Below are 15408 nucleotides of genomic sequence, written 5' to 3' on the forward strand. Positions count from 1 at the left end.
TTTGCGGAATTCGAAAAAATGACGCACAGCGCAATGGAAGACGGGCAGGCGCTGACGCATGAGGTGCTGTGCCGGATGTATGGGGATTTGAATGCGCTCTATTACGGGCCGCAGATGCAGCGCGACGACATCATTTCTTACGAATGGTCGCGCATCCCGCATTTTTACAATGCGTTCTATGTCTATAAATACGCTACAGGCTTCTCGTGCGCGGTACAGATCGCCTCCGATATTCTGTCCGGCAAGAAAAACGCGGTACGCGATTATATGCGCTTCCTGTCATCAGGCGGCAGCGATCATCCGTTAGAGCTGCTAAAGATCGCGCATGTAGACCTTGCGAGCGGCAAGCCTGTCGATGTGTGTATGAGCGAATTTGACAAAGCGCTCACAGAATTCGAACAAACCATATAGGATGGAGATCAGTAAAAAAGAGGCTGCCCTGATCGGCAGCCTCTTTTGATCGATGTGTTTACCGGAAAGATTTCTGGTAGATCAAGAGCGCGTCCTCGTCGCTTAGCGGAACCGGATCGACCTCAAACAACCCGCCCATCGTTTCGCGCGCGTTTTGCACGCACTTGGGCAATTCGTCCTCGGTGATACCGTATTCGCTCAGTTTGATATCATCCACACCGCATGCCTTTTGCAGCTCGACCAGCGCGTCCACAAAATCCATAGAACTTGTTGCATCCGCTTTGCCAAGCGCCTTTGCCATATCGATCATGCGCTGCTCGCATTGCCCTGTCTGTGCAAAGAAGGTGTAGTATTCACGGCTGAGCGCGATCAGCCCAGCGCCGTGCTCAAGGTTGTGGTGATAGGCGCTCAAAGCGTGCTCCAAGCTGTGCTTGGAAATACAGCCTGACGTAGATTCCACCATGCCCGCAAGCGAGTTTGCAAGCGCCACATCCTCGCGCGCCTGAATATCCTTGCCGTCCCTTACTGCATTTGCAAGGCTCCTGCCGATCAGCTCGATGGATTTCAAAGCGTAAAGGTCGCTCATCACATAGCTTGTTTTGTTAAGATATCCCTCCGTGCTGTGGAACAATGCGTCGAACCCCTGGCAAGCTGTCAGGTACGGCGGCACGCTGACCATCAGTTCTGGATCGACGACCGCGAGCACGGGGAACGTCTTGTCATAACAAAAGCCGATCTTTTCGTTGGTATCCGTTTTGGTGGTCACTGTCCACGGGTCGACCTCTGTGCCTGTACCCGCTGTTGTGGTGATCGCCACAACAGGAAGCGGATCATTGGGGATGGGAAGGCCCTTGCCGGAGCCTCCGCCCACATAGTCCCAATAGTCGCCTGTGTTGGTCGCCATAACAGAGATCGCCTTTGCCGCGTCAATGCTGCTGCCGCCCCCGAGGCCGATCACAAAATCAAGATCGTTTTGCTTGCAGACCGCAGCGCCCTCCATCACGTGCTCCTTGATGGGGTTGGGCAGGATTTTGTTATAAAGGACATAAGATACCCCTTTCAGGTCGAGCTGTTCCTTCAACCTGTCCAAATAACCGTATTTGATTAAGGAAGTCCCGCCTGTCGTCACGATGAGCGCGCGCTTACCCGGCAGCTTCTGCTTATGCAGGCTACCTAGCTTTCCGGCTCCAAATAAAACACGCGTAGGGATGAAATAATTGAACTGTTCCATTGTGTGTCACTCCTTTGACTTGTATGATATAATAACATCATACAACCTCGAGTTAGCTCGAAGTCAAGCATAAATTTTTTATGGAGGAAAAAACCATGACATATTCCATATCACAGGCGGCAGACCTTTCCGGCATGTCGGTCTATACGCTGCGTTATTACGAAAAGGAAGGACTGCTGCCTTTTGTCGGGCGTTCCGCATCAGGCAAGCGGGCGTTCCGTGATCACGATCTGGAAATGCTGGCCATCATCAATTGCTTAAAAAGCACGGGAATGCAGATCAAGGAGATACGCACCTACATCGACTGGTACCAGGAGGGCGACGCAACGCTCAAGAAGCGTCTGGAGCTTTTTCAGAAACAAAAGGAAGCGGTAGAAGAACAGATGAAGCAGCTCAACGGTCATCTAAAAAAAATCAATCAAAAGATCAAATACTATGAATATGCGTGCAAAGCGGGCAGCGCAAAGGCCTGCGAGGGCGTGATCGGCTGCAAAGCCTAGAATTGCAAACGGCAAATCCATATGTTAAAATATTGGTAAGATAGCGATGGAGGAAACAACTATGAAGCTTTGTTTTTCAACACTGGGATGCCCCGAATGGAGCTTTTCAGATATCATATCCACAGCATGCGACTTGGGCTACGACGGGATCGAGATCCGCGGCGTGGGCAACGTGATCGACGCAGCGCGTATCCCTGAATTTTTTCCGGAAACAGCGCCCAAAACAAGAAAGACACTCGAAGATAAGGGGCTTAAGATCGCCTGTCTGACCTCCGCATGTTATATGAACGACACAAGCCATATCGACGATATTTTATACCTTGCAAAGGCGTATGTGGATACCGCGCACGACATGGGCATCAAAAATATCCGTGTACTGGGGGATTTTGGGCCCGAGCAAAGCGGAGAGCTGCATATTCCTGAAATTGCGGCGCGCATAAAAGAGCTTGCGCAGTATGCAAAGCCCGAGGACGTCAATATCCTTGTGGAAACAAACGGGTTCTTTGCGAACTCGTACAACATGGAAAAACTGATGAACGGGATCGACGAAGAAAACGCAGGCGTGCTGTGGGATATCCACCATCCATACCGCTATTTTGGCGAAAAACCCGCCGATACGATCGGTGTCATCGGCGATCTGATCCGCCACGTACACATCAAAGATTCCCTCTATGAGGACGGCAAGCTGAAATATACGATGGTCGGTTACGGCGATCTGCCCGTCAAGGAATGCGTCGAACTGCTCAAAAAGATCGGCTACGACGGCTACTATTCCCTAGAGTGGCTCAAGCGCTGGGATCTTTCCTTAGAAGAACCGGGCATTGCCTTTGCCGGTTATGCAAGCTACATGAAATCATTGGTCTGATCAAAAAACAACTCAAAAACCGTTCGTTTGAACGGTTTTTTTATTGTCGAAAAAAATCCTTGACTTGGAGTTCGCTCCAAGGTGTATGCTCGATAGAGTGCCGGAGAAAGCGGCAGGAAAACATAGAAAAAGGAGCAATTAGAAATGAAAAATATTTTGGAACGCGACCGGGCAGGGGACGTGATAGCGCTCACAGACCCGGAGTATGATACGATCCGTAAGATCATTGATGAAGCACAGGAAATAACGGCGGAGCTCAACCATACGTTCCATAACAGAGGAGAGGTAAGGGAGTTGTTTTCGTGCCTTACCGGGGCAGAGGTCGATGAAACGTTCCAGCTGCTGCCGCCGTTCTATACGGATTTTGGTAAAAATATCCGCGTGGGCAAAAACGTGTTCATCAATCATGCCTGTACCTTCATGGACAGGGGTGGCATCACGGTCGGAGACGGGGCGCTCATTGGCCCCAAAGTCAATCTGATCACCATCAATCACGTAATGAGCCCGTCCCGGCGCAGCTCAACGGTGTGCAAACCTGTCGTGATCGGCAAAAAAGCATGGCTGGGCGTCGGCGCGACGGTGTTGCCCGGCGTGACGATCGGCGACAACGCAGTGGTATCGGCAGGTGCGGTAGTGACAAAAAATGTACCGCCAAACGTAGTGGTTGCGGGCGTTCCGGCGCGCGTGATAGGCACGGTAGCAGAGGAGAAACAAGGATGATCAGGAAAATGGCTGCACTGATGCTTGCCGGCGCGCTCGTGCTGATACCGGGCGCATGCAGCCGAAATACAAGACAGGTAGAAGTCGTGACCCCGTCCGCTTCCGCTGTAAAAGAGCGTGCAGAGACGAACGCTGCCGTTCCTGGCACAGAGGAGGCCTCCCTTGTAACGGGTTACAAAATCAGACTGGTGTTCGATACCAAGGAGATCGTTGTCGCGCTCGAAGATACACCGGTCTGTGAGGAGCTTATGGCGCAGCTTCCGCTTAAGCTGCAATTCGAAGACTATGCGGAGATCGAGAAGATAGGTTACCTGCCGCAAAAGCTTTCCGTTTCAGACGCGCCGGGCGGATGTGATCCCTCCGTCGGCACGATGGCCTACTACGTGCCGTGGGGCAACATCGTGCTTTTCTACGGCGACCGTGGCTATGCAGACGGGCTGATCCCTCTTGGCACGGTTGAATCGGGCGTAGAAGCGCTCAGTGATTTAGACAGCGGCTTTGACGTAACGATAGAAACAATAAACGAATGAAAGAAGGAATACAAATGAAAAACAATATTTTGATCGCATATTATTCCCACTCAGGCAACACAAAAAAGATCGCGCAGCTGATCAGCAAAGAGACAGGCGGCGACGTGTTAGAGATCAGGCCGCAAACGCCATATCCACAAGACTACGACGCAGTGGTGGAGCAGGCACAGCAAGAGATCAGGGCAGGATTTCGTCCGCTGCTCGCAGAAGCGACCGGGTCGCTGGAACAATATGACATGGTTTTTATAGGCTCGCCCAACTGGTGGAGCACGATCGCGCCGCCCGTGGCGACGTTTTTGGAAAATACAGATTTGGCAGAAAAAACAGTGATACCCTTTTGTACACACGGCGGGGGCGGCCTTGCGCGTCTTGCGCAGGATACGGAAAAATTGTGCCCGCAATCTGTGCTGCTAAACGCGTTTTGTGTCTACGGCAACGGCAGCGCAAAAGCACACGAAGAAGTATCCGCGTGGCTGCGTGATATTGGAGTTTTACAAGAAGGATAACGCCGCGGGTTACTTCTTTTCCACGGGCAGGCGAAGCACAGTCTTGCGCTTTTCAGGCGCGATGCGCCGCGGATCACCAAGATAGATCTCATGGTGCTTGCGCACATTGCCCGTCATGTTGATCAGGCCGTTTTCTTCCATAAAGGCATGCAAGGCGTCAATGGTCGCGGGTTCCTGCGAATAAGGGCCAATGTGCATCATCTGCACACACAACCCTTCGGTGAAGGTCTCAAAGCGTGCCCGCGAAACATCCACGTCCGGCTTTTTTTCGCGGCACTGGAGGGCAGCCCAGTCAAAGACCTCCTGCGTCACAAACTCGGGCTGACGGATCATAGACGTCCATAACCACGCGTCGCGGTCGTTTTGCTCAAAGGACGCCTTTTCGCCGTACCATAAGCCCTCGAGCGGCGGCACGACATATTCAAAATATCCGTCCGGCTGCATCCCGCCCATCTTGCTCATCTTGATCGTGAAGCTCAGGGCGTAAAGCGCCTGCATCGCGTTTGGATACTCGTCCCCCTCGGGTGCGCCTTTGCCATCCACCATAATGAAGCTCATGGCGGGCACGTCGATAAGCATCGGTTTTGCCTTGGGCATATATAAGTCCTTGTATTCTTTTTTGTAATCAAGCTTTTCTGATGACATGACCGTTTCTCCTTCATAAGCTATTTTCTTAAGTATAACAGAAAAGGCAATGCATTACGCATTGCCTTTTGTTTGTTTCTTTTTATCTATTATACATTCTGTATTTCAGGTATGTCCGTTTCTTCGCCTTTGTGCTTCTTGTATGTGAAGAACGTGATGACTGCCTGCACAACCGCGATCACTGCCATCAGCAGCGTCCACTGATCCGTAAATACCATAGGAAGGCTCATATCTTCCGTCAGCAGGAAAGCGACGATTGCGCCCACGCCGGGCAGGATACTGAGCAGCCGCGCGATTCCGCGCCGTTTGAGCTTCTGCTCTTGTCCATCTTCTTCGTCCTTGTGCTTTTTGCCGGTAAAATAGCCGATCAGTAACACAGCCATGACGATTGCCGTTGCAATGGCAAGGATCAGGTTCAGCAGCGCCCAATGCGCGTTGCCAAGCGTGCCGTTGCCAGACGCGAGCGGCGTCGGTTCATCTTCGATCGTTACATCGTCCTGCCCTGTCCCTGCGGCAAGCGGCACCTGCTGTTCAGGGATCGTTATTGTCGGTTGCTCTGCGTTTACCGCCGCTGGGGGAGTCACGACCTGCGCGGCAGGCGTAACAGGTGCAGCCGTATCCGGCGTACCGGGGGTCACAGGAGGCACAACGGGATTTTCGGGAATGACCGGATCAACCGGCGTCTCCGCCGGCCCTACCGGAGGCTGGGGATCGACGGGGGGAACGGGCACGACAGGAACAACGTTGATTGTCAGTGTACCGTTTACAGTGGCAATCACATAATTCGGATTCTCCGCCGCAGAAACATGGATCGTATAGTTGCCTGCTGTTTCGCCTGCCTCCCGTTCTAGCGTATAATCAGCTGAATCGGTGCCCATCAGGCCTTCAACGACCGCCGTCAGCGGGGGATCGGTTTCGCCTTCCGTTTTGGACTGGTCGTCCGCGGTAACGGTCAACGGCGCTCTTTCGATCACGGCCTCAAGTTCCTTGATTGCATCTTGATAGTTTGCATTTTCCGCCTTGACATATACCGTATAGGTTCCCGCATTTTTAAACTGCGGGATTTCATCCACATAATGCACGCCGTCCACACTGTACGTGATCTTAGTACCCTCGCTGACGGTTGCGCTCACGCCGGAAGCACCTGCGTGCTCTGTCGCGTCATACGTTCCGCCATAAGGCGTTGCCGTCACGCCCAGCTCGCCACTTTGCAAGATATCGAGCGTACCGTTTTTGTATTGGATGTCATAATTCACGCTTTGTGTTTTTCCTGACGGCATGATCGCATAGCTGCTGCCCGCAGGGGATACTTCATTTGCCGCGCAGGAATAATTGACGTTGAGGCCAATGCCCTGTGCAGTATCGATTCCCTTCAAACCATCCGTGCTGAACTGGAACGTGGGATTCGTTTCTCCATAAAATTTCTGCGCGTTGTTCGCAGTTACCAGCAGGGGCACTCTCCTAATGGTGAGCTTGCCTGTCTTATAAGCGATCTTATACTGATCCGTCACATCGTTGCCGTTTGCATCCTTAAAAACGGGCGTACCTTTAAAAATGACGCTGTACGGCGGCCGCGGGTCTTGTACGTTTTTGCCGCTGCCCGTTGCCGTCAACCCCGCAACGGTGATCCCTTTCGGCACGCCTGTGAAGCCTGTTACTGTCTGCGTCTCGCCGTTATAATCGACGGTCTTGCTGTTGGCTGTCAGTGTAACGGCGATCTGCTTTGCAAAGTTTGCGGTATACGTTTTGGTTTGCGTTACCCTGGCCGGAAACACTTCGCTCCACCCCGCAAAATAGTATCCGTTGTCCGGCACGGGCGTGGGAGGTGTAAGTGCCTTTTCCCACAAAGTGCCATAGGTGATACCTGTAAATTCCGTTTTTTCCTCCGCAGCAAAACTTCCGTCTGCACCCGCTGCAAAGGTCACGTCATATTTAACTTCCTTCCACTGCGCGACGAGCGTGATATCCTTTGCGGGCATCTTCATGCCGTCAATAACATTGCCTTCATACGCCCAGCCGAGGAACTCATACCCGTTCGCGCCGATCATGGGGAAAGGTACGTCCGCGCCTGTTTTTACCTGTGCCGGATTATCCACGGGTTTTCCGATGACGCTTCCCGTGCCTACGACGCCATAATCATAAGTAACGTTTGCATATTCTACGGCGGAAGGCTTGACCACATACCCGTCGATATGCCAGCCGTCCGACGGATCGTATTTGATTACGTTCCAATAAATCTGCGTGCCATCCGCAAAGTCCACCGTTTCCTCAGGTGTGGAAACCTTTTTTTCCAGTGCGTCAAGTGCCTTTTCAAGCTGTGCTGCATCTGGCTTGCCGCCTGTCACGATCGTATCGTTACTGTATTCCGCAGCGGAAAGAGGTCGTCCATAACCGCCGCGTGTTGTCTGCTCCATACCATGCGGTACGCAGAGCGAGCCCTGTCCCATATCCCCTACGCGGACATAAAGATTGACAGGAGTGGGCTGGATGGTGTCCACATCCACGCCGCCGAAGCCCTTCATGGTAAGGTAGAAGGTGCATTTCACGTTTTCTCCTTCCTCAAAGGTAGGTTCATCTTTCGGTTCATCCGGATCGCCAAACGAACCGAACACCGCATACAGTACAATATCCTTACTGCCAAAAACGATCGTATTTCCCGCCGTATAGAATGTGCCGGAAGCGATCAGCTTATCATATTGGTTTCGGTTGCTCACGATGTGCATATTTTTTTCGGTCGTCCAGCCCATAAAGATATGTTTTCCGCTGTTATCGTGTGCCGACCGGTCGCCGTCCAGAATGGTTGCCGCATCGCCCGTGTTATATGCCGTATCATCAACAGGTGCTGCAAAATAATCGCTCGTGTCATAAGTCACGCCATAAGAAGCCTTGGCCCTTTCAGCGGGTATTTGTTGCACCTGGATCAGCATTTCAGGCATCGCAGCGGGTGTCTCCGTATCGGCAGGCGCTGCAACAACAGGCTCCATAGTCGCGGTAGCTTCCGGCGCAATAACAGGCGCTACAGTCGAGACCGCTTCCGGTTCAGCGACAGATTCCTCCTCTATTACAGCCGGCACAACATCCTCTGCCGCAGCTTCCTGCGCCAACGCGCCAACTGGTATCGTAGTCAAAATCAACACTGCCACCAGTATAAAAATCCAAACCTTTTTCATAATCAATATCCTCCCGCCGACTTTCTGTCGACCGTTTTCACCTATACAATGGTCACTTTTATTGTAAGCTGCACTGGTCGTAAAAGCAGTCACACTTAAGACTTTTAGGCGAACAAAAGAAAAGGCAATGCCATAAAAACAGCATTGCCCTTGTACATCGACAGATAAAAATTACAGGGTAGAATCGAATTTTTCGCTATAGCGCATGACGCGCGTACTAAAGAAATTGTAAAACGTTCCATATTGTGCATCACTGCATGCCTTCGGATAGCGCAGGATCATCAGGTGGTACGGTGCGGCGTCTTTTGTATAGGCAGGGTGCAAATGCTCCTGATGGCTGGCCACAAAACCAAGCCGCTCATAAAAACGCTTCCTGCGTCTGGCGATGTTTGTCACGGGCATCTCGATCTCTAAAATAACCACGGGATGTTTTTCCAAAAACGCCTGTAAGCACCTTGAGCCGCATTGCATGCCGCGACGGGTTTCACTGATCGCGAAAAACTCGATGTAATGCCCGTCTGTGTAAGTCCAGTAAAAAAGCAGTCCCACAAAACCGTCCTCGTCCCATATGCCCGTACACGTAAAGGCGGGGTCGTCCATCGCCTTCCTATGGTCGTCAAGCGAACGCTTCTCATGCGCGGGAAAACTTTTGCAGTACAAGTCCCACAGCAAGCTCCATTCCGGGTCTTCAGTCGAATGGTATTCCTTAAAAAACATATATGCCTCCTCATTGATCGTCTTTTCCAGTCTAGCATATTTTGAAAAAGAAAAACGTTCCATCAAAACGCGCGTCCGTTCCAAAAGAAAAAGCAGGTGTGTTCCGCATTGGAACAAAACACCTGCCTTTTGTTACATTTTGAAGAACGCTGTTCCTATGATATGAACATGGTTGGGTTGGCGTTTGTCAGCACAAGCACCACCACGCCGATCACAGCCGTATAGGCCGCGAAACCATAAAGCTTGTGGCGGCTGATCAGCCTTAGCATAAATTTGATGGCAATAAACCCGCACACCGCAGAAACCACAAGGCCAACGAGCACCATAGGGATGGAAACATTGCCCATGCCGTTATCCGCGACATCCTTTGCGCCGAATACCACGCCGCCGAGGATCGCCGGAATAGACATCAAAAATGCAAACTTCGCAGCGCTTTCGCGTCCCACGCCGGTAAAGAGGCCGCCCGCGATGGTAGAGCCGCTGCGGGAAAGGCCGGGCAGCAACGCGGCAGCCTGCATCAGGCCCATTGCCATCGCCTGCGGAAGCTCGACCTCGAGCTTGCGTTCCTGCCTGCGCGCGATCAGCTCGCACAGTACGAGCACGCCTGTGGTCGCAAAAAAACCGACCGCAAGATATTTTCCGTTCAGTATGTCCGCAAATGCGGCAGGCGCGACCTTCTCAGCGATCAGCGTCACCACCACAGCGGGTATGGTCGCTAAAATCAGCATGCCCAGTTTGTTCTTGACAGGGTGCGTGATCATCGCCACGATCTCCGGCCACAAAACGATGAATACCGCAATGAGCGTGCCTACGTGCAGCATAACGTCATATAGGATGGGGACTTCGCTCAGCCCCATCAGCCCCTGCAACAGGGTAAGATGTCCAGAACTGGAGACCGGCAGGAATTCTGTAAAGCCCTGCACTGCACCAAGTATGATCGATTCCAAAAAGTCCATATGCTAATCCTTCCTATTTTACGGCCACGCTTGCGCAATAAACGGATACCGATTATAATAAAATAGTTGTAAAAATAATAGAAAATCCGCTTACCCTTGTATTTTATACTGATTGGCGGCGGGTTACAATAAGGAGTTTCTTAAAATATAATGAAATTAGGTGTTGTTGGACTTCCCAACGTTGGGAAAAGTACGCTTTTTAATGCGCTGACACAGGCAGGCGCGCAAAGCGCAAATTATCCGTTTTGTACGATCGAGCCGAATTACGGCATCGTTTCCGTACCGGATGCACGCATGGATTATTTAGCGGATATCTATCATCCGCAGAAATTTACGCCCGCGCAAATCGAATTTGTGGATATTGCAGGCCTTGTAAAGGGTGCGAGCAAGGGCGAAGGCTTGGGCAATAAGTTTCTGTCTCACATCCGCGAGGTAGATGCGATCATCGAGGTGGTGCGCTGCTTTGAGGACGACAACATCACGCATGTGGACGGCAGCGTAGAGCCGATGCGCGACGTGACGACCATCAATTACGAGCTGATCTTTGCAGATATGGAAACCGTGCAAAAGCGTCTCGATAAAGCGCTCAAAATGCAAAAGACAGGCGATAAAAAGTTCAAGACAGAGGCACAGCTGTGCCAGATTCTTCTGACAGAGCTGGAAAAAGGGAATTTTGCGCGCAATGTAGAGCTTGACGACGAGCAAAGCGAGGTCATGCACTCCATGTTTTTGCTGACGGACAAGCCGATCATCTATGTGGGAAACATCGCGGAGGATCAGGTAGGCGACGACAGCCTTCCCATCCTGCAGCCGCTGTTGCAATATGCACGCGAGCACAGCAGCGAGGTGGTGACCATCTCAGCCAAGATCGAGGAAGACCTCGCGGGCATGGACGACGAAGAAAAACAACTGTTTATCGAGGAGCTTGGCATTGGCGAATCCGGCCTTTCCAAGCTGATCAAAAAATCCTATTCGCTGCTGGGGCTCATCAGCTACCTGACGGCAGGCGAAAAGGAAGTGCGCGCATGGACGATCACGCGCGGTACCAAAGCGCCGCAGGCGGCGGGGAAAATACATACGGATTTCGAGCGCGGCTTCATCAAGGCGGAAGTGGTGGCCTTCGATACGCTGAAAAATGAATGCAACGGCGACATGCAGCTTGCAAAGGAAAAGGGCATGGTGCGCCAGGAGGGCAAGGAATATGTGATCGCGGACGGCGATGTTGTGCTGTTTCGGTTCAATGTATAAGGAGAGCGATATGAAAAATGTATTTTTGGTATCCACTGAAAGCAATGTGCAGACAGAAATGATCGTCGACGTACTGAACCAGAACAATATCATTTCTGTGGTGCAGGGCAAACAGGCGGGCGAAGCGCTGGAGGCATACATGGGTTTTTCTCCCTATGGGGACGACATTTATGTGGATAAGGAAGACCTTGCGCCGGCGCTCGAAGTGATCAGCGGTATGGAAGACAAAAAATAAAAATAGGCAATAAAAAAGAGCTTCTGTCACGGGAGGCTCTCTTTGTTTATACGATTACTGTGCGTCCGGCATGGCGGCGTCCTTTAAATAAGAATAAGGATTCACATAAACGCCGGACGGATGGATGATCGCAAGATGCAGGTGGTTGGCGGTGCTGTTTCCGGTGTTGCCCGCAAGCCCGACCACATCGCCGCGCCGCACAGTGTCGCCCGCGGCAACAAAGTCAGAAACCTCCACCATGTGATAATAATGGTATTGCGTACCGTCGCCACCGACAATCACGACATAATTGCCCGTTCCTTCGCCCGTGCCGACCGCCAGCACCGTTCCGTCAACGCAGGCAAGCTCCTCTGTTCCCTCCGGGCACAAGATGTCCGTACCCGTATGGCGGCGCGCGCCGCCGTCCCGGTCGGCGTACCATCCGTTTGAAAAATCGTAACGCTCGGCAAAGGGGAAGGTCAGCTGCTCTGCAAGCACGGGCAGGTTTTCCTCTTCCGGGCCGATCATCTCCATATTTTCATCATAAGCCGTATTCAAATAAGTGCAGGTGAACAAACCATATGGGACGGACGACGGATCGCCGCCGTCCGTACATGGCAGCTCGTAAAAAAGTTGCTGTGGGGTCTTTGCGGACACATCCACATCAAAAGAGGCATTTTCCTCCGTAAAATCCTTGTTCTTTTCTATGACAACACTGACCAGCGAAGGAAACAGCGCGACAAATTCCTCAGGGCTTTCACAGCCATAAGCAACGGAGGAAAGAAGCTGCCAGGTGGGCGCGTCTATGTCCGCCGTGATGGTCACATGCGGGTAAAATTCTTCATATTTCTTTTGTATAGTGGAAACCGCCTCAGAAAACCAGACCGAAAAACAATCGGAAAAGGATTGCGTGATCTCTTTGTTTTCCACAATAATATCGTAACCCTTCAGGTCGGTTACGGTCGGGTACAATGCTTGCGGCGTGCAATCTTTGGAAAACGTATGCCCTGCGATGATCTCGTCAAAAGTGGGCAGCACCACCGGCGCTGTGGGCGTGGGTGCTGCGTTTGCCTGCGGCGAGGCAGAGGCCGGAGCGTCAGGAGTTACAGCCGGAGCCTGCGGTATAGAGCACGCCGAAAAGAAAAAAGCCAGAACCAACAGCAGGATAAAAATATTTTTTTTCATATCGATACGCTCCATTGTTTTGTCATTATTTTTTAGCTGCCTTGCCATTGCCTATTGGATTTCGTATACCGTCTCCCGCTGCAACCGGGAAAACACCAGCCTGCAAAGCACACCCATGCAAAAACCACACACTGTGCCCATCAGCACAAGTACAGGCAGGTAATACGATACCTGCGGCGTTGCGGTCAAAAGAGCAGCAACCATAAGCTGCGCTAAATTATGGGTAATACCGCCCAAAACGCTGACCTTTATCAGGGACAGCCGTTTTAAAAAGAGGTACATAATGAGGATAGAAAGCAGACCGCCCACGAGCGAAAAGAACAGCATGGTCAGGTTGCCGCTGAAGATACCGGCAAGCAGGCTGCGCACAATGCAGATCAGCACGGCATACGGCGCACCCAGATAGTAAAGCGCAAACAAAGAAACGATGTTGGCAAGGCCAAGCTTAAAGCCGGGCAGCGGTAAAAGTGCGGAGATCGCCCCGTCCACAAGCGATAAGGCAAGCGCCACGCCACACAAAACGGCGGATAATATGAATTTTGACGTCCTACCCGGTGATGCCATCGATGTCCGCCTCCCCGCCTGTGATAGTCGCGCTTGCACCGTTAGGCGCGCACACGATCGATTGTCCCGCACGGCTGATCGCCCCCGTTTTTTCGCATTGATGGTTGGGGCAATCGGTGAAGGCCACGCGCACCGCGCCGTCCTTTATTTCAAACGTATTCTGGTATTGTCCGGACACCTCATAGACCGTGTCCTCCGAAAGCGGCAGCGTCGCAAGTATCTCACCGTTCATACGGAACACGACGTCCCTGCCCGCCTCGCGCGGCAGCGTCAAAAACCACACCAAAAGGATGATTGCCGCAATGACGACTGTAAAAACAATATCGCTTTTTTTGATCAGTTTACCCATGATAATCCTTATTTGTGATGGAAAGGCCGTATTTTTCCGCAAATCCGTCCGTCGCGATCATCTGTTTATCATTTGTTAGAAATAGTGCGTCCACGCCCTGCCCGTGCGCGAAGGCAATCCCTTTTTCCGGCCCCATCACAAACAGCGCGGTGGAATAGATGTCCGATAGAATACCGCTCGGGCAGATGACCGTCACCGAAGCAAGCTCGTTTTTGACAGGGTAGCCTGTTTTCGGGTCTAGGATATGGGAATAATAGGTTCCATCCTGCGTAAAGCCGCGCTCATAAGTGCCGGAGGTGGAAACAAACTTTCCATCCAGCTCAAGCGTTGCCATATAATCATTTTCGCTGCCCGATGGGTCGCGTATGCCTATTTTATACGCGCTGCCGTCCGGCTTTGTGCCAACGGCGTAAATACTTCCCCCCAGCGAAAGGATGGCGGAGGAAACACCATTGTCCGTAAGGTTCTGCGCAAGGCGGTCGAGCGCGTAGCCCTTGCCCGCGCCGCCAAGGTCGACCTGCGTGCCGCCCGCATTGGCAAATGCCTTGCCGTCCTCGTTCACGCCGGCGCTGATCGCGTTATAGTCCGTATGCGCAAGCAGACCTTCAAGCTCCGCCTCGCCGGGGATATGGGCGTTTTGGGTACCAAAGCCCCACGCCGCCATCAGCCCGCCGAGTGCCGGATCAAATGCGCCGTCCGTCAGCGCCGCATGCTCGACGCACGTTTTCAAAACCTGCGCCGTGTCGTCTGAAATCTCTACGTCCTGCGTGTTTTGGGCGTTCATTCTGCCAATATCACTGGTGGGTATGGTTTTGGACATTTTGTTTTCGATATCGCGCAATATTTGATTGTTCTGCCCGATCACGCTGTCGTTTTTTGCGTACACCGTCTGTGTAATGATGGTGTCCATCGCGAAGGACTCGCCTGTCTGCGCGGCAGGCGCACAAGCGGTAAATGCAAAAATACAGCAGATGGCAAGGCAGCATAAAAGTATCCGTTTCATTTGTACGACAACACCAAAAGTACGATTGCAAAAACGATAAACGGGATCAGGAACAGCAATCGCTTCATCCCAAGCTTCATAGATATCTCCTCATCCGGTACATACTCGGCGCGCAAGACGCACCCTATGTGATTATAACATACAAAATACGTTGATAAAACCGCGCTTTTATGATATATTTATGGGTATTATCAAACGGGTAAGGCGAGGGAAGAGAATGGATTTAAAAACCGCATTGGCGGAAAAAATAGCAAACGCGGCGGGCATGCAGAGCGCAGAAGTTTTGGAAATGCTGGAAACGCCGCCCGACCCAAAGATGGGCGACGCGGCCCTGCCGTGCTTCAAGCTGGCAAAGACGCTGAAAAAAGCGCCGCCAGCGATCGCGCAAGAAATCTCAGAAAAGATCGAAAAGCCGGATTTCGTGGCGGAAGTACAGATCGCGGGAGGGTACCTCAACTTTTTTTATGACAGAGCCTATTACGCGCAAAACGTCCTTGCCGAGGTAACGGACGCGGGCGAAGACTGGGGAAGGTCAGATATCGGGGAAGATAAAACGATCGTTATCGACTATTCATCCGTCAACATCGCAAAGCC

Annotated in this window: 17 protein-coding genes and 1 pseudogene; 9 read left to right on the plus strand and 9 right to left on the minus strand. The window is 51.9% G+C overall.

The genetic code is table 11. The features are described 5' to 3' along the window. On the plus strand, nt 1-411 hold a 411-nt coding region (locus VB081_RS01480; RefSeq protein ID WP_323399092.1), incomplete at its 5' end, for a M3 family metallopeptidase. A 58-nt stretch (nt 412-469) separates the two neighbouring features. On the opposite strand, the gene VB081_RS01485 is transcribed toward VB081_RS01480, so the two are convergent. After that, the gene (locus tag VB081_RS01485) at nt 470-1642 is read right to left on the minus strand and encodes an iron-containing alcohol dehydrogenase (protein WP_323399093.1); all 1173 of its coding nucleotides are present in this window, start codon (nt 1640-1642) and stop codon (nt 470-472) included. Nucleotides 1643-1737: 95 nt separating this feature from the next. Between VB081_RS01485 and VB081_RS01490 the strand changes: the two genes are divergently transcribed. The 5 genes from VB081_RS01490 (at nt 1738) to VB081_RS01510 (ending at nt 4763) form a co-directional block, all read left to right on the plus strand. Beyond that, on the plus strand, nt 1738-2142 hold the full coding sequence (locus VB081_RS01490) for a MerR family transcriptional regulator (protein WP_323399094.1): 405 nt from the start codon (nt 1738-1740) through the stop codon (nt 2140-2142). A 61-nt stretch (nt 2143-2203) separates the two neighbouring features. Next, on the plus strand, nt 2204-3007 hold the full coding sequence (locus VB081_RS01495; protein WP_323399095.1) for a sugar phosphate isomerase/epimerase family protein: 804 nt from the start codon (nt 2204-2206) through the stop codon (nt 3005-3007). A gap of 144 nt (nt 3008-3151) precedes the next feature. Then, nucleotides 3152-3727 (plus strand): sugar O-acetyltransferase, encoded by a 576-nt coding sequence (locus VB081_RS01500; RefSeq protein WP_323399096.1) that lies wholly within the window; start codon nt 3152-3154, stop codon nt 3725-3727. Continuing rightward, on the plus strand, nt 3724-4257 hold the full coding sequence (locus VB081_RS01505) for a cyclophilin-like fold protein (RefSeq protein WP_323399097.1): 534 nt from the start codon (nt 3724-3726) through the stop codon (nt 4255-4257). The genes VB081_RS01500 and VB081_RS01505 overlap by 4 nt, the downstream gene beginning before the upstream one ends. 14 nt (nt 4258-4271) lie before the next feature. Further along, a complete protein-coding gene (locus VB081_RS01510) occupies nt 4272-4763 on the plus strand; it encodes a flavodoxin (protein WP_323399098.1) in 492 nt (163 codons plus the stop codon). Nucleotides 4764-4772: 9 nt separating this feature from the next. Here VB081_RS01510 and VB081_RS01515 read toward each other — a convergent pair whose 3' ends face one another. From VB081_RS01515 to VB081_RS01530, 4 genes are all read right to left on the minus strand, one after another. Beyond that, nucleotides 4773-5408, minus strand: a complete 636-nt coding sequence (locus VB081_RS01515) for a GyrI-like domain-containing protein (protein ID WP_323399099.1) — start codon at nt 5406-5408, stop codon at nt 4773-4775. An 89-nt stretch (nt 5409-5497) separates the two neighbouring features. Then, nucleotides 5498-8578, minus strand: coding sequence for an MBG domain-containing protein (locus VB081_RS01520; RefSeq protein WP_323399100.1), 3081 nt, complete (start codon nt 8576-8578; stop codon nt 5498-5500). Between the two features lie 171 nt (nt 8579-8749). Then, nucleotides 8750-9295, minus strand: a complete 546-nt coding sequence (locus VB081_RS01525; RefSeq protein ID WP_323399101.1) for a GNAT family N-acetyltransferase — start codon at nt 9293-9295, stop codon at nt 8750-8752. 155 nt (nt 9296-9450) lie between these two features. Next, nucleotides 9451-10251 (minus strand): undecaprenyl-diphosphate phosphatase, encoded by an 801-nt coding sequence (locus VB081_RS01530; protein WP_323399102.1) that lies wholly within the window; start codon nt 10249-10251, stop codon nt 9451-9453. Between the two features lie 150 nt (nt 10252-10401). Between VB081_RS01530 and ychF the strand changes: the two genes are divergently transcribed. Beyond that, a complete protein-coding gene (gene ychF / locus VB081_RS01535; protein ID WP_323399103.1) occupies nt 10402-11499 on the plus strand; it encodes a redox-regulated ATPase YchF in 1098 nt (365 codons plus the stop codon). 10 nt (nt 11500-11509) lie between these two features. Continuing rightward, complete coding sequence (locus tag VB081_RS01540) at nt 11510-11734, plus strand: putative signal transducing protein (protein ID WP_323399104.1); 225 nt, start codon at nt 11510-11512, stop codon at nt 11732-11734. Nucleotides 11735-11788: 54 nt separating this feature from the next. On the opposite strand, the gene VB081_RS01545 is transcribed toward VB081_RS01540, so the two are convergent. From VB081_RS01545 to VB081_RS01560, 4 genes are read right to left on the minus strand one after another with little or no spacing between them, the layout of a single operon-like run. After that, entirely contained in the window at nt 11789-12898 is a 1110-nt protein-coding gene (locus VB081_RS01545) for a M23 family metallopeptidase (protein WP_323399105.1), read from the minus strand. 51 nt (nt 12899-12949) lie between these two features. Beyond that, entirely contained in the window at nt 12950-13462 is a 513-nt protein-coding gene (locus VB081_RS01550; RefSeq protein ID WP_323399106.1) for a Gx transporter family protein, read from the minus strand. Beyond that, nucleotides 13446-13811, minus strand: a complete 366-nt coding sequence (locus VB081_RS01555; RefSeq protein WP_323399107.1) for a NusG domain II-containing protein — start codon at nt 13809-13811, stop codon at nt 13446-13448. Before VB081_RS01555 ends, VB081_RS01550 begins: the two co-directional genes overlap by 17 nt. Next, complete coding sequence (locus tag VB081_RS01560) at nt 13804-14814, minus strand: FAD:protein FMN transferase (protein WP_323399108.1); 1011 nt, start codon at nt 14812-14814, stop codon at nt 13804-13806. Before VB081_RS01560 ends, VB081_RS01555 begins: the two co-directional genes overlap by 8 nt. A 217-nt stretch (nt 14815-15031) precedes the next feature. On the opposite strand from VB081_RS01560, the pseudogene VB081_RS01565 reads away from it, so the two are divergent. Beyond that, a pseudogene (locus VB081_RS01565) lies at nt 15032-15408 on the plus strand (arginine--tRNA ligase); the annotation flags it as partial.

Origin of the sequence: Christensenella sp., assembly GCF_034927525.1 — a bacterium.
GTDB lineage: Bacteria > Bacillota > Clostridia > Christensenellales > Christensenellaceae > Christensenella.